The sequence below is a fragment of the Prevotella histicola genome, from assembly GCF_055385135.1.
In genome coordinates, this window is record NZ_AP043793.1 from 2,036,801 (window position 1) to 2,051,357 (window position 14,557).

Below are 14,557 nucleotides of genomic sequence, written 5' to 3' on the forward strand. Positions count from 1 at the left end.
TGCATTGTATAATAATATAAGAATGATTAAGTTTTGAAACCAGAAAGAAAAATTACTCCTTGGGCATGGATTCCATCGCTTTATTTCGCGGAGGGGTTACCTTATATTGCTGTGATGGTACTGTCAATACAGGTATACATGCAGATGGGACTCTCGGATAAAGAGATTACTTTTTATACAGGATGGCTTTATTTGCCATGGGTCATAAAACCTTTGTGGAGTCCACTTCTTGACTTAATGAAGACGAAACGTTGGTGGATTGTTATCATGCAGATGCTTCTTGGTGCGGCTTTTGCGGGAGTAGCGTTTACCATAAATACCTCTCTGTGGCTTCAAGGAAGCATTTGTTTCTTCTGGTTGTTGGCTTTCAGTAGTGCGACACATGATGTTGCGGCTGATGGATTCTATATGATGGGACTTAATCAGCACGATCAAGCGTTCTTTGTTGGTATCCGTTCGACGTTCTATCGTATCTCAATGGTTGTTGGGAAAGGTGGCTTGATAGCCGTTGCAGGCTTCCTTCATCAGCAATTCAACGTACAGATAACGTGGATGTTGGTCTTTTATGGACTTATGGCTTTGTTCATTGGTCTGGCACTTTACCATTTCTTTATTCTTCCCCGACCAACGGAAGATACTGATAAGGAAGAGGTTTCAGCCAGCCAACTCATGATAGATTTTGCCCAAACCTTTGTATCTTTCTTCAAAAAGAAGCAGGCTCTGACAACAATCTGCTTCCTTTTGCTTTTCCGTTTACCCGAAGCTCTTATTACACCTATCTCCCAACTCTTCCTTCAGGCGCCTATAGAGAAAGGTGGCTTGGCGCTTTCTGAGATAGAATATGGTACGGTAAATGGGGTAGTGGGCGTTGTGGGGCTACTTTTAGGTGGTATCTTAGGTGGTATGATGATTAGTCGTGACGGTCTGAAACGCTGGCTTTGGCCCATGACAGCTGCCATTACGCTACCCAATATAGCCTATGTTTATCTTGCTTATGTGCTCCCTCAGAACATAGTAGCTATAAGTATAGCTGTATTTATAGAGAATCTTGGCTACGGCTTTGGCTTCAGTGCGTATATGCTTTTCATGATTTATTTCAGTCAGGGTGAGCATAAGACAAGTCATTATGCACTCTGTACGGGATTCATGGCATTGTCAATGATGATTCCAAATCTGTTTGCTGGTGCCTTGTCGGAGCTTGTTGGCTATGAATGGTTCTTTGTTATCGTTATGATTGTGTGCGTATTCCCGTTCTTAGTAGCCCATCAGTTGAAGATTGATGCCGGCTTTGGAAGAAAGTAATCTGTGTCTTCTTTGTACTTAAAAAGTCTTTACAGTTTGCCGATTGATTATCTCTGATGTTTTAAAGGATTTACTAGTATTTTCGGCTTTATAACCCTCAAATAATCAAAGAGTTACAAAATCGTTTTTAAAAGACGCCCTTTTGCGTTGTAAAAGGGCGTCTTTTACACGTCAAAAGGGCATCTTTTGCATTGCAATCTACGCCCTTTTACATTGCAAAAGGGCGTAGATTGTTTTGCGATAGTTGATTTTTTCTTACAAAGGAGGTCTCTTTAGTACTTCTTTATAGCTTGCAATAGAATCTCCATAAGCCTGGGATACGCATAATCTTCAAGTGCTTCTGTCGGGCTCCAGATGAAGTCTTCTGGTAGTGGAGGTCGGTTTTGTGGTGTCCAAAGGTACAGGTCAGCAAGAAGAATCTGGTGTGTCAGAACATGTTTTACGTCTTTGCTGACCAGTTGTGCATGCCCTTTCCAAGTGTCTTCTCCAATAGAATCAAGGTGTTTTGCTTGTGGAAGCTCCCATAGTCCTTGCCAGATATCCCCTGCACCACGCTGGTGAATGGCAGTAAGACCTTGGTGTTGAATAAAGATATAGGTGAGATGGCGTACGCGTTGTTTCACCTTTTTGCTTTTGACGGGTAGCGTATCAATGTGTTGCTCACGAAAAGCTATGCATGTTTCGCAAAGAGGGCAGGTGTCACAATGTGGTGATGTCGGAGTACATTGTATTGCTCCGAAATCCATGATAGCCTGGTTATAATTAGCAGGCTGGTCACTTGGGATAAGTGATTGTGCAAGTTCTTGAAACAGTTTCTTGCCTTCTGTGGTGTCAATAGGAGTGTCAATCCCAAAATAACGGGCAAGGACACGATAGACATTTCCGTCAACAACGGCAACATTTTCTCCAAAAGCGATTGATGCAATGGCAGCTGCGGTATAGTCTCCAACCCCTTTTAGCGTCTTTAGCTCTTTGTATGTCTTAGGAAATTGTCCCCTTTCAACAATCTGCATGGCAGCTGTGTGGAGATTTCTTGCGCGTGAATAATATCCCAATCCTTGCCAAGCCTTCAGAACTTCATCTGTTGTTGCATGGGCAAGATCGGACACAGTAGGCCACAGTTTCATGAAACGTTCCCAATAAGATTGCCCTTGAACTATACGAGTTTGCTGCAGGATAATCTCGCTGAGCCATATCGCATAAGGGTCAGAAGTCTCTCGCCAAGGTAGTGAACGACCATTCTTTGCGAACCATTGAAGAAGAGTTGTAGAGAAATTCATACGACAAAGGTAGTTAAAAAGAAGAAAAAGAATGAAAAGAAAAGTCTACTTTTCTAGTCAGAACCATTATTATTTCCTACATTTGCCTTGATAACTATTTTCGGGAAATGATTATATATTTTAAATTAGAGATTATAAAAAAAGATGAGAAATGGATTCAGAATACTATTCATTGGGCTTGCTTTCGTAGTTGCAGCCATAACAGTTAGCTCATGTGCAACGCGTGAGTCAGCTATTAATGACTTACAGAATTTCTCATACGAATTGAGAGATAACAGTCAGTATTATACGGTAAAGAAGTGGAAAAAGGCCGTTAACAGATTCGGAAAGATACGTAAGAATATTTCACGCTTTGATTATACGGCAGCAGAACGCCAACGTATAGGTAAATTAGAGGGTGATTGTGCACGTTATATGGTGAAAGGTGCTAAGGAAGGTGTGGTAGATAAGGTCCTTGGTGCTGGTGGTGAGTTACAAGGAATCCTAGATGCTTTAGGCATTAAGATGTAATAGTGATAAAATAAACAGGCTGTCCAACCTATCTAACTTTGTGAAGATAGTTGGCAGTCTTTTGTGTTTTTTTGAAGTAAAAATGTTGTTTAGTCGCTTATAATTAGTAACTTTGCAGAACGAATCCATAAAAAGTTTTATAATGGCTGGTACAAAACGCATTAAGACCGCACTCATCTCGGTTTTTCATAAGGATGGACTGGATGATTTACTCAAGAAGTTAGACCAAGAAGGAGTTCAGTTCCTGAGTACAGGAGGAACCCAACAATTTATAGAATCATTAGGCTATGAATGCCAAAAGGTGGAAGACGTAACGTCATACCCTTCTATTCTTGGCGGTCGTGTGAAGACTTTACATCCAAAGATCTTTGGTGGAATTCTTGCTCGTCGTGATAATGAAGAGGATCAGAAGCAGATGGTAGAGTATACTATCCCAGCAATTGACCTTGTCATTGTAGACCTTTATCCTTTTGAACAGACTGTTGCCAGTGGCGCAAGTGCACAGGATATCATAGAAAAGATTGATATTGGGGGTATCTCTTTGATTCGTGCCGGTGCTAAAAACTTCAAGGATGTTGTAATAGTACCAAGCAAAGCAGAGTATCCAGTACTCCTTCAGCTTCTCAATACCAAAGGTGCTGAGACTGATATCGAAGACCGTAAGATGTTTGCTGAGCGTGCATTCGGTGTAAGTAGTCATTATGATACGGCTATTCATAGCTGGTTTGCAGCGGAATAAGCTTGGTAATTCGTAATAAGAAAGTAACTTTTACAAAATAAATATTAATGGGATTATTTTCATTTATCCAGGAAATTGCTATGGACCTGGGGACAGCAAACACAATCATCATCAGTGGTGATAAGATTGTTGTTGATGAACCGTCCGTTGTTGCATTGGATCGTCGTACAGATAAGATGATAGCTGTGGGCGGTGATGCTAAGATGATGTACGAGAAGGAACATCCAAATATTCGTACTATCCGCCCATTGCATGATGGCGTTATTGCTGACTTTACTGCTTGTGAGCAGATGATGCGTGGATTAATCAAGATGGTACATAGTGGTAATCGCTTCTTTTCACCATCTTTACGTATGGTGATTGGAGTGCCTTCAGGCTCTACAGAAGTAGAACTTCGTGCAGTACGTGATTCAGCTGAGCATGCTGATGGACGTGATGTCTATCTGATTTTCGAGCCAATGGCTGCAGCTCTTGGTATGGGACTTGATGTTGAGGCCCCTGAAGGTAACATGATTGTTGATATAGGTGGCGGTAGTACTGAGATTGCTGTTATCTCTTTAGGTGGTATTGTTTGTAATAACTCTATCCGTGTTGCTGGAGATGACCTTACTGCAGATATCCAGGAATATATGAGTCGTCAGCATAACGTAAAGGTAAGTGAGCGTATGGCTGAGCGTATTAAGCTACATGTAGGTTCTGCTTTGACGGATCTCGGAGAGGAAGCTCCTGAAGATTACATCGTACATGGTCCTAACCGAATCACTGCTTTACCAATGGAAGTTCCTGTTTGTTACCAGGAAATTGCGCATTGCTTGGACAAAACCGTTGCGAAAATTGAGAATGCGGTCCTCTCCGCATTGGAGAATACTCCTCCAGAGCTTTATGCTGACATCGTAAAGAACGGTATATATCTCAGTGGTGGTGGTGCTTTACTGCGTGGTATAGACCGTCGCTTGACCGATAAGATTAACATTCCATTCCATATTGCTGAGGATCCTTTACACAGTGTGGCTAAGGGTGCTGGCATAGCATTGAAGAACGTAGACCGTTTCTCGTTCTTGATGAGATAACAATCGACGTTCATGCACAATCTGACAGAGTTCCTTGCTAAATACAAGCACTGGTTCTTGTTCGTTGCCCTGGAAGTCTTGAGTATGGTTCTTTTGTTCCGTTTCAATGACTATCAGGGCAGTGTGTGGTTCACATCAGCGAATTATGTCACTGGTGTGGCTTATGAAGCGACTTCTAAAGTGACTTCTTATCTGTCAATGGGAGCACTGAACGAGAAGCTGACTAAGCGTAATGTAGAACTGGAACAGCAGGTTAGAGAACTCTCTTCGAAACTTTATGATAAGACGAAGGATTCCATATATCTTCAGAAAGGGCAATATCACTTCCTTTCAAAGTTCCGTTTAATACAGGCAAAGGTTGTCTCTAACTCTCTTGATAGGCCAGATAACTTCATAACCATTAATAAAGGAACATGGGATGGAGTACGAAAAGACATGGGAGTTGCCTGTGGAAATGGTGTCGTCGGTATTGTATATATGGCTGGAATACACTACGCTGTAGTCATTCCTGTGCTGAATTCAAAGTCAAATATCAGTTGTTCTATCCAAGGACGTAACTATTTTGGCTATCTTCATTGGAACGGTGGGGCTAGTAATATGGCTTATTTGGATGATGTACCACGCCATGCTAAGTTCAAGTTGGGTGACCGGATTGTTACAAGTGGTTATTCCTCCGTATTTCCAGCAGGTGTATTAGTTGGTAAAATCAAGCATGTCTACAATTCTGAAGATGGTCTTTCTTACCGCTTGGCAGTACAGTTGTCTACTGATTTTGGCAATCTTAGGGATGTATGTGTCATAGATGATGCCTCTATTCGTGAGCAACGTCAAGTTATAAAGGCGGCACAGGACTCTATCAAACCTTTGGAAGAGCAGAATGCAACCCAAGGACAATAAGTTGTTTAAGCAGGTGTTTATATGGTAATAGGAGGCTGTTCAAACCTTAGAAATAATGGTTTTACAGCTTGAGAATGATAAGAAAAGAGAATGAATATAGATTTCTTAAAGCGTTTGCTGTGGTTTACTGTATTGATAGTAGTGCAGGTGTTTGTACTTAATCACATCCATCTGTTTGCTGTTGCCACACCTTTGCTCTATATTTATTTTATCCTTCAGCTCCATCGTAACTATCCTCAGTGGGCTTCAATGCTATGGGGTTTCTTCATGGGAGTCGTTATTGACACCTTCTCAAATACTCCTGGAGTTGCGGCTGGAGCACTGACTCTTATTGCAGCAGTGCAGCCTTTCGTCCTTCAACCATTCATTCCGAGGGATAGTAGTGATGATTTTCAACCAGGAATGGATACCCTTGGCGTACCACAATATACATGGTACGCTTCTATTCTCACCTTTATATATAATGTAGTGTTCTTCTCTTTGGAGATGTTCAGCTTCTTTAATGTGTTGGAGTGGCTGGAATGTGTCATTGGAAGTTCGTTACTTACATTGATTCTCATTCTTGTTGTAGAGAACGTTAGGAGGCGTTAAGAATGAAGAACTATGATCTCGAGAAGCGTCGCCTTGTGCTGAGTGCTGTTGCAATAGGCATAGTGGTGATATATATTATTCGTCTTTTTGCTCTTCAGATAGCCAGTGACGACTATCGGAAGAGTGCAGATTCAAATGCTTTCTTAAAGAAAATAGAGTTCCCTTCCCGTGGTATTATTACCGACAGGAAAGGAAAACTGTTAGTGTATAACCAACCTGCTTATGATATTATGGTAGTAACTAATGAAATGGCAGGGCACTTGGATACACTTGAGTTTTGTAAAGCACTTCATATTACACGGCAAGATTTCAATAAACGAATGCTCGATATCAAAGACCGGAACAAGAATCCGGGTTATTCGAGGTTCACACAACAGTTGTTCTTAAGCCAGTTGAGTGATAAAGATTTCAGTGCTTTTCAAGAGAAACTCTATCGTTTTCCAGGTTTCTATGTGCAGAAACGTAGTGTCAGACAGTATCAACGACCTATTGGAGCACACGTGTTAGGTGATGTTGCGGAGGTTAGTCAGAGTGATGTTGAGGAGGATGACTACTACCAACCAGGCGATTATATAGGGAAAATGGGCGTTGAACGTGAGTATGAAAAAGACTTACGCGGTAAGAAAGGAGTCCAGATTCTCCTGCGTGATGCCCATGGACAGATAAAAGGACGTTACCAGAATGGCAAGTATGACCAAAAGCCTAGACCTGGAAGAGATATCCAACTTGGACTTGATGCCGACTTACAAGCTCTGGGAGAAAGACTGATGGAAGGGAAGTTAGGTGCTGTAGTAGCTATAGAACCTAAGACAGGTCAGATCTTAGCGATGGTTTCTTCTCCCACATTTGATCCACGTGCTATGATTGGTAAGCTACGTGGAAAGCATCAACATGAGATGACACTCGACCCTGCTAAGCCGTTACTTAACCGTGCTATTATGGGACAATACCCTCCGGGATCTACTTTTAAGACGGGCCAAGCAGTGACTTATTATACGGAAGGTATAGTATCTGACTCTACCAGATACCCCTGTCATCATGGCTTTTACTTCAAAGGACTCCATGTTGGTTGCCATGCTCATGCCTCTCCAGTCTCGATAGTTCCTGCAATAAGTACCTCATGTAACAGTTACTTCTGTTGGGGATTGTATCACATGTTAGCTAATCGTCGCAAGTATAAAACCCTTGATGACGCAATGGATGTGTGGCGTGACTACATGGTTTCGATGGGCTTTGGGTATAAATTAGGTATTGATTTGCCTGGAGAGAAGCGTGGAATGATTCCTAATGCGCAGTTCTATGATCATGCTTTTAAGCATTGGAACCCACTTTCTGTTATCTCTATCTCCATTGGACAGGGTGAAGTGAACCTTACGCCTTTGCAGATTGCTAACCTCGGAGCAACGATAGCCAATCGGGGCTACTATATAGCACCACATGTTGTACGCCATATACAAGGAAAGAACTTGGACAAGAAGTACATGGAACACCACCGCACGAAAGGTAGTGTCAGAGCTTATCAAGAGGTGATAGCGGGTATGATCTCCTCTGTACGTGGTGGAACTTGTGCACATGCTTTCCATCCTGGCTATTCATTGGCCGGTAAGACGGGTACAGCACAGAACCGTGGAAAGGACCATTCGGTGTTTATGGGCTTCGCACCTGTCGATACTCCGAAGATAGCTATTGCTGTTTATGTAGAGAATGGAGGGTTTGGAGCAGACTTTGGTGTGCCTATCGGTTCTTTAATGATTGAGCAGTATATCAATGGGAAACTGACTCCTGGTGATGCAGCTCAGGCAGATGCATTGCAGAAACGTCATATCTCTTATGCCTTCAAGCACCCATTGACGCATTCAGATTCTCTCCGTCTTGATTCCATTAAGCGTGTGAATATGATTAAAGACTCGTTGAAGCTGGTACGGCAGAAGCAAGATATGGCAGAAGCAGAGCGTATGAAAGAAGCGCAGAAGAAGAAAGAAGCGGAAGAGAAAGAGAAGAAAAAGCAACCTCAAAATGACCCTGCTATCCGTGTAGAACCTGAAGAATTGATTAAACAGGACAAGAAAGAGAAGGATAAGGAGGACGATAAGAAGGAGAAAGAGAAGGAAAAGAATAAAGACAATAAGGACTCCCGAAAGGAAAGTAAAGATAAAAATAAGGGTACAGACAAGTCGAAGGAGCACGAAAAAAGTAAATCTAAAGGGCAATCCAAGGACAAGTCGAAAAGTAAGGAGACAATAAACCGTGCCAAGTAATTATACAGCAGACAGACAACCAGGCGTTCTTCGTTCATTGGATTGGTGGACGATAGGAATCTATTTAGCGTTGCTCACCTTTGGATGGGTGAGCGTCTGCGGTGCCAGTTACACCTATGGCGATACTGAGATCTTCTCACTTGCCAGTCGTTCGGGTATGCAGATTGTGTGGATTGGTACCTCTATATGTTTGGGATTCGTTCTGTTGATGATGGACGATCGGTTCTATGACACTTTTGCCTACGTCATTTATGGACTTTTAGTGCTATTGCTTTTTGCCACAATCTTCAATCCTCATAGTATAAAAGGCTCTCGATCATGGATTGTTATGGGGCCTCTCCGCCTGCAACCAGCTGAGTTCGCGAAGTTCGCAACGGCGTTAGCAATAGCGAAATTCATGTCGGCTTATGGCTTTACAATCCAGAACTGGAAGCATTTTGCAGGTGCTTGTGGCATTATTTTCCTACCAATGCTGTGTATTGTTGGGCAACGGGAGACGGGTTCTGCATTGGTTTATCTTTCATTCTTTCTCATGTTTTATCGCGAAGGTATGCCGGGTTCATTCCTTTTTACAGGTTTAGCCATGGTGATATATTTCGTTGTGGGTATAAAGTATGAGAATGTTTTGTTATGGGATACGCCAACATCCGTCGGAAAGTTTGTAGTCTTGCTCCTGGTACAGATCTTCACTTCAGCCATGGTATGGGTATATAGTGGAGATAAAGAGCGCACACGTCTGTTGCTTACTTACGTACTTGGTTTGACTGGTTTAGCCCTTTTGTTCTCAGAGTTCGTGATACCATTCGATGTCGTTTGGATACAATTGGTTCTGTCTGCTTGTATGATTGGCTATCTTATCTATAATGCTATGAATACGCGCTTCAGCAATTACTTGTATATAGCAATGTTTGCTTTGGGTTCAATTGCCTTCTTCTATTCTGCTGACTACGTACTGAACGATGTCATGCAGCCTCACCAAAGGGTGCGTATCAATGTACTTTTAGGATTAGATGAGGACCTTGCGGGTGCTGGATATAATGTTCATCAGAGTGAGATAGCCATTGGTTCGGGTGGATTGCAGGGCAAAGGTTTCCTCAATGGTACACAAACGAAGTTGAAATTTGTACCAGAACAGGATACAGACTTTATCTTCTGTACAGTAGGAGAGGAGGAAGGATTCCTCGGTTCAGCTTCAGTTCTTGTCTTGTTCCTGTTCCTTATTCTGCGTTTAATGTACCTTGCGGAGCGACAACCCTTTAAGTTTGGGCGTGTTTATGGGTATTGTGTAGCAGGAATCTTCCTGTTCCACCTATTTATAAATGTCGGGATGGTGCTTGGATTGACTCCAGTTATTGGTATTCCGTTACCATTCTTCAGTTATGGAGGCTCCTCTCTATGGGGCTTTACCTTACTTCTCTTTATTTTCTTACGCATTGATGCAGGGCGTAATCTTATCCGTCAATAAGACGGTCTTTTAGTATTCAATGTAATATAAATTCACATCTATAAATCAATAGATGCTCTTTTGCGTTGTAAAAGATGCCCTTTTGCATTGCAAAACATGCCCTTTTGACACGTAAAAGGTGCCCTTTTGAATTGCAAAAGGGCACCTTTTATTTTTGCTTTTGTAATCATTTGGTATCCAAATGATTATGAATGGTAAAAAGAACGAGTCTTAATCAATAATCATCTTGTATGGGAATGCATTCTGTAAGGATATTTCTTGGCTTGCTTTTCTTTGCTGATCATATTCAAACTCTTATCTCTTCCGGAGTTGAATACCAATATCACTGATACCAGGAACGGCATCACGACTCATGATATGGTGTATAGTAATATGCAGAGAGTCATTTCTATTTAGATGAAACGAACTGATTCTCTGGCGTATTTCAGTATTACTGACGCCATCTTGTCCTGCCAACATCCCCTTATCGGTGACGATCTCACAGTTAATCGTATCATGATAGGTCGTTTCATGCTTCTTCCTGTGCCTGTAGTTGATGACCTTTCGTTCCATGATCATACTTATACTGCGGTAAGGATAGGATTGTGTTGCACGTATGCCAAGGGCTAATTGATAGTTGCCTTCCCACTGGCGCGGAATGTCAAAGGTAAGAGTGTCATTACGTAACCAGCCACGAAGCGATACACTTTCATAGTGATCGTAAGTGCGAGGGTCATTACATGAAGCAGTGCCCATGATGATAATCATGAGTACTACTATATATAATAAGGTGGAAACCTTACGTATCATTCTTGCGTTCTTTCCGTTTTTTGAGGTTGTCTGCCTTCGTTTCTACCGTTAGGAGTTGCTCCTTCTCTCTGTTGTTGTACCGGACGAGGACCGTTATTGGGGCGACGGTTACTGTTTTGTGGCCTACGATTCTCGTTTGGTTGTCGTCTGTTGTCACCTTGTTGGCGGCTATTGTCTTGCTGATCACGCTGATTTCGGCGATTTTCCCGTTGTGGTCTACCACCTTGTTGACCGTTATAGTTGCGCTGTTGGTTGTTCTTTTTGCGCTTCTTAGCCTTGTCAAATCGGCTTAGATCAGCACCGGCAAGCAAGTCAGCAGACTTCTTTGCAGGTTTCGCCTTACCATCTTCAAGAAGAGAAAGAGGCTTCTCGCCACGTCGATTCATCTCGATAATCTCCTTAGCACGCTCTGCACTGATAGTCTCAAGGTTAGCACCGAGGTTCTTGTCAGTAGAGTAAGTGCATTGACCACTGAGGATATCTGTCTTGAAAAGGTGGTATTCACCATCCATTGTTTCCAACAAAACCTCCTTACTTGGTAGCTTTCTGCTTGCTTCCATGTAGTCATCTACCTCGTAGTTCAGGCAGCATTTCAGCTTAGCACACATACCTGCCAGCTTGGTTGGGTTGGGGGATATATCTTGAATACGGGCAGCTGTAGTGGAAACACTTGAGAAATTCTTCATCCAAGTAGCACAACAGAGCTCCCGACCACAAGGTCCTGTACCTCCAATGCGCCCTGCTTCCTGTCGTGCTCCAATCTGTTTCATCTCTATACGTACGTGGAATGCAGCTGCAAGGTCTTTGATGAGCTGTCGGAAATCAACACGTTCATCAGCAATATAATAGAAGATTGCTTTGTTTCCATCGCCTTGATACTCCACATCACCAATCTTCATCTTCAGTCCTAAGCCCTTTGCTATCTGTCGACTCTCTATCATTGTGGCGTGTTCACGTGCTTTTGCTTCTTGATATTTCTGCATATCAACATCTTTAGCAAGCCGATATACACGCTTAATGTCATCAGGTGACTTTATTCCAGATGCCTTTTTAATCTGTAGTTTGACGAGTCTTCCTGTCAGTGTAACTACTCCAATGTCGTGTCCAGGGTTAGCTTCTACTGCAACAATGTCCCCCTTTTTGAGGTCAAGGTTATTGACATTGTGATAATAACCCTTACGGGTATTCTTGAATTGAACCTCTACAAGGTCGGTCGTCTGGTTGTTTCCAGGCACGTCTGCCAGCCAGTCAAAGGTGTTTAACTGGCGGTCTTGCCTGCCACAACCTTTGTGACATAACCCTCTGTCACAGCCATGCCAGACCTTGAATTTCATATCTTTATAATCCATTGATTGTATACTTGTTTGTTATATATATTGTAGGGCGTTGCCGCCTTTGTATTCTTATTCCTTAAATGGTTTGAATTTACTTGCTGAAAGGTTGAGGATGAACTGCCTTTATATCTCCGAAGCACTTCTTTATCAGAGTCTCTATTGACTTGATTGTTCCTCTATTTTTTCAGTAAAAGCACTATAAGTTTCAGTGCGATGTCGTAGAAAACAACCTTAGCATTTGCATTTTGCCCGATATCTCGGTTCGCTTTCTCAAAGAGTTCATTGATTTCTATGACGTTTGCTTCGTTGATGAAGCGTGCAAAGTTCCTTGCGAAGCCCTCTTCCTCAAGTGTCATATAGTTGAGTTCAGGCCTTTGGAAGTTGAAAATGAAGTTCTCTCGCACTTGTTGTTGGAAGTAAGTGAGCATCCGACGTTCCTTCTCTCTACCATAGGCAGACACCACTTCACTCCATCGTTTTAGGTCTTTTACATTGCGCATGTAGCAAAGTCGCATGAGCATTTGGAACATATTGAGGAATTCGCGGTTCTCATTTCCAGTGTCAAGAGTCTCTAAAGCTTTCAGCCAACTGCCGTTTGCAATGCGTGCAATGCGGTGTGCTGCATCGTGATCAATACCTCTTTGTGTGATGAGAGCTTGCTCTATAGCATCATCATCAATACGTTTTACGTCAATACGTTGCGTTCGGCTGATGATAGTCTCAAGCAGTTTCTCTGGTTCTTCACACACCATAAGGAAGATTGTCTTGTGTGGTGGCTCCTCTAATAGCTTCAATAGCTTATTGGCAGAGGTGAGATTCATGCGTTCAGGACGCCATATGATAGCAATCTTATAGCCTCCTTGACTTGATTTCAGTGCCAATATGCGAGATAACTCATCACTTTCTGCTCCTGTGATGATGGCCTGTTGTGTTGTAGCACCCATCTGTTTCATCCATTGATTCATGGTGAAATAGGTTCCTTGCATGATCATTTCGTGCCATTCTTGCGCAAAGTCGTTGCTTATTGGCTGATGATCACTGCTCATGTTAGGGCGTTTGATGGTCGGATAGGAGAAGTGCAGGTCAGGATGTTCCCACTTTCGCAGCATTGCAAGTGCGTTAGTGGTATCTATAGAACCATTGTCTTCACCGTCAGGGTTCGTCAATAGATAACTTGCAAAAGCCATAGCGAGTGCCATTTTGCCAACCCCTTCTGGTCCGCAGAAGAGCAAAGCATGAGGCAGACGGCCTTCTTTTACCATCTGTATGAGCCTCTCTTTGGCAGGTTCTTGTCCTATAACGTTTGAGAAATCCATCTTTCTTGTACTCTAATTAGGTGTTGCTTAAAGTCCGGTACACAGTCTTATAAGAGTCGTCTGACCACTTCATGCACACTGTTAACAGCTGAAACAGTATAGAAATGTACATTGTTTATGCCGTGAGCATAGAGATCTTTGACTTGTCTTGTAGCCCATTCAATACCCAGTTCACGTGCTTCATCATCATTTTTGCAGAGCCTTGCTAATCCTGCAAGCTCTTCTGGAATGTCACAGTGGAATGTCCTTGGAACGATATTCAGCTGTGAAAGCTTAGCAAAAGGCTTGATACCGGGCACAATAGGGATCGTAATTCCCATGTTGCGGGCACGTTGTAGGAAGTCATAAAACTTCTGATTATCGTAGAAAAGCTGCGTAACAGCAAAGGAAGCACCCAACTCTTGTTTCTTTTTTAAGTACTGAAGGTCCTGTTCAATGTTAGGCGCTTCTTCATGTTTCTCGGGATAACAGGCTACTCCATAGGTGAAAGGATTACCTGGATGTTTCATCTCTGACCCATCAATGAACTTACCATCATTAAACAGTTTTACTTGTTCTATCAGGTCAGTTGTATGCCTGTGTCCTCCTTTGGTTGGTGTAAACTGCCGGTCTTCACGTGCTTTGTCACCACGAAGGAGCATGAGTGTGTCAATGCCGAGGAACTGTAAATCAAGTAATTCGTATTCAATATCTTCTTTTGTGGCACCCGAACAGATGACATGTGGGATGACTGGGATACCATATCTTTGTTGAATAGCTGCCGCAATAGCTATTGTTCCTGGTCGGCGACGTATGCTTTGTCGTTCCAGTAGTCCGTCTTCCCGTTCGTGATATACGAATTCACTGTGATGTGTTGTTATGTTAATGAATTGTGGATTGAATTCCTTGAGTTGGTCAATATTGCGAAAGAGCGATGCGGTACCATTGCCTTTTAATGGTGGTAATACCTCAAATGAGAAACGCCTCTCCGTAGTACCGTCGTTCAGAAGTGTCTTTATGTCCATAC

Annotated in this window: 13 protein-coding genes; 8 read left to right on the plus strand and 5 right to left on the minus strand. The window is 42.5% G+C overall.

Going from position 1 to position 14,557, the window contains the following annotated elements; genetic code table 11:
• The first annotated feature begins 33 nt into the window (after positions 1-33).
• The gene (locus tag ACZ48L_RS08240; RefSeq protein ID WP_025792833.1) at positions 34-1,302 is read left to right on the plus strand and encodes an MFS transporter; all 1,269 of its coding nucleotides are present in this window, start codon (positions 34-36) and stop codon (positions 1,300-1,302) included.
• A 272-nt stretch (positions 1,303-1,574) separates the two neighbouring features.
• Here the strand turns inward: ACZ48L_RS08240 and mutY are convergent, their stop codons facing one another.
• Positions 1,575-2,582 (minus strand): A/G-specific adenine glycosylase, encoded by a 1,008-nt coding sequence (gene mutY, locus ACZ48L_RS08245; protein WP_025792832.1) that lies wholly within the window; start codon positions 2,580-2,582, stop codon positions 1,575-1,577.
• 144 nt (positions 2,583-2,726) lie between these two features.
• Here mutY and ACZ48L_RS08250 point away from each other — a divergent pair, with 144 nt between their 5' ends.
• The 7 genes from ACZ48L_RS08250 to rodA all read left to right on the plus strand — a co-directional run bounded on the left by ACZ48L_RS08250 (position 2,727) and on the right by rodA (position 10,112).
• The gene (locus tag ACZ48L_RS08250) at positions 2,727-3,092 is read left to right on the plus strand and encodes a hypothetical protein (protein ID WP_008822051.1); all 366 of its coding nucleotides are present in this window, start codon (positions 2,727-2,729) and stop codon (positions 3,090-3,092) included.
• 142 nt (positions 3,093-3,234) lie between these two features.
• Complete coding sequence (locus tag ACZ48L_RS08255; protein WP_025792831.1) at positions 3,235-3,831, plus strand: IMP cyclohydrolase; 597 nt, start codon at positions 3,235-3,237, stop codon at positions 3,829-3,831.
• Positions 3,832-3,878: 47 nt separating this feature from the next.
• A complete protein-coding gene (locus tag ACZ48L_RS08260) occupies positions 3,879-4,901 on the plus strand; it encodes a rod shape-determining protein (protein WP_025792830.1) in 1,023 nt (340 codons plus the stop codon).
• A 12-nt stretch (positions 4,902-4,913) separates the two neighbouring features.
• Positions 4,914-5,798, plus strand: a complete 885-nt coding sequence (gene mreC / locus ACZ48L_RS08265) for a rod shape-determining protein MreC (RefSeq protein ID WP_025792828.1) — start codon at positions 4,914-4,916, stop codon at positions 5,796-5,798.
• Positions 5,799-5,888: 90 nt separating this feature from the next.
• Positions 5,889-6,389 carry a rod shape-determining protein MreD gene (gene mreD / locus ACZ48L_RS08270; protein ID WP_025792826.1) on the plus strand — a complete coding sequence of 167 codons (501 nt, stop codon included), beginning with the start codon at positions 5,889-5,891 and terminating at the stop codon, positions 6,387-6,389.
• A 2-nt stretch (positions 6,390-6,391) separates the two neighbouring features.
• Positions 6,392-8,647 (plus strand): penicillin-binding protein 2, encoded by a 2,256-nt coding sequence (mrdA, locus tag ACZ48L_RS08275; protein WP_036870140.1) that lies wholly within the window; start codon positions 6,392-6,394, stop codon positions 8,645-8,647.
• Positions 8,637-10,112: a rod shape-determining protein RodA gene (rodA, locus tag ACZ48L_RS08280; protein ID WP_008822058.1), complete on the plus strand. Its 1,476-nt coding sequence runs from the start codon at positions 8,637-8,639 to the stop codon at positions 10,110-10,112. The genes mrdA and rodA overlap by 11 nt, the downstream gene beginning before the upstream one ends.
• A gap of 294 nt (positions 10,113-10,406) precedes the next feature.
• On the opposite strand, the gene ACZ48L_RS08285 is transcribed toward rodA, so the two are convergent.
• The 4 genes from ACZ48L_RS08285 to metF form a co-directional block, all read right to left on the minus strand.
• Positions 10,407-10,901 (minus strand): gliding motility lipoprotein GldH, encoded by a 495-nt coding sequence (locus ACZ48L_RS08285; protein ID WP_025792824.1) that lies wholly within the window; start codon positions 10,899-10,901, stop codon positions 10,407-10,409.
• A complete protein-coding gene (locus tag ACZ48L_RS08290) occupies positions 10,898-12,250 on the minus strand; it encodes a PSP1 domain-containing protein (protein WP_025792823.1) in 1,353 nt (450 codons plus the stop codon). Before ACZ48L_RS08290 ends, ACZ48L_RS08285 begins: the two co-directional genes overlap by 4 nt.
• Before the next feature lie 161 nt (positions 12,251-12,411).
• A complete protein-coding gene (locus tag ACZ48L_RS08295) occupies positions 12,412-13,551 on the minus strand; it encodes a DNA polymerase III subunit (RefSeq protein ID WP_025792822.1) in 1,140 nt (379 codons plus the stop codon).
• A 47-nt stretch (positions 13,552-13,598) separates the two neighbouring features.
• Positions 13,599-14,555, minus strand: a complete 957-nt coding sequence (gene metF / locus ACZ48L_RS08300; RefSeq protein WP_025792820.1) for a methylenetetrahydrofolate reductase [NAD(P)H] — start codon at positions 14,553-14,555, stop codon at positions 13,599-13,601.
• Positions 14,556-14,557: the final 2 nt, after the last annotated feature.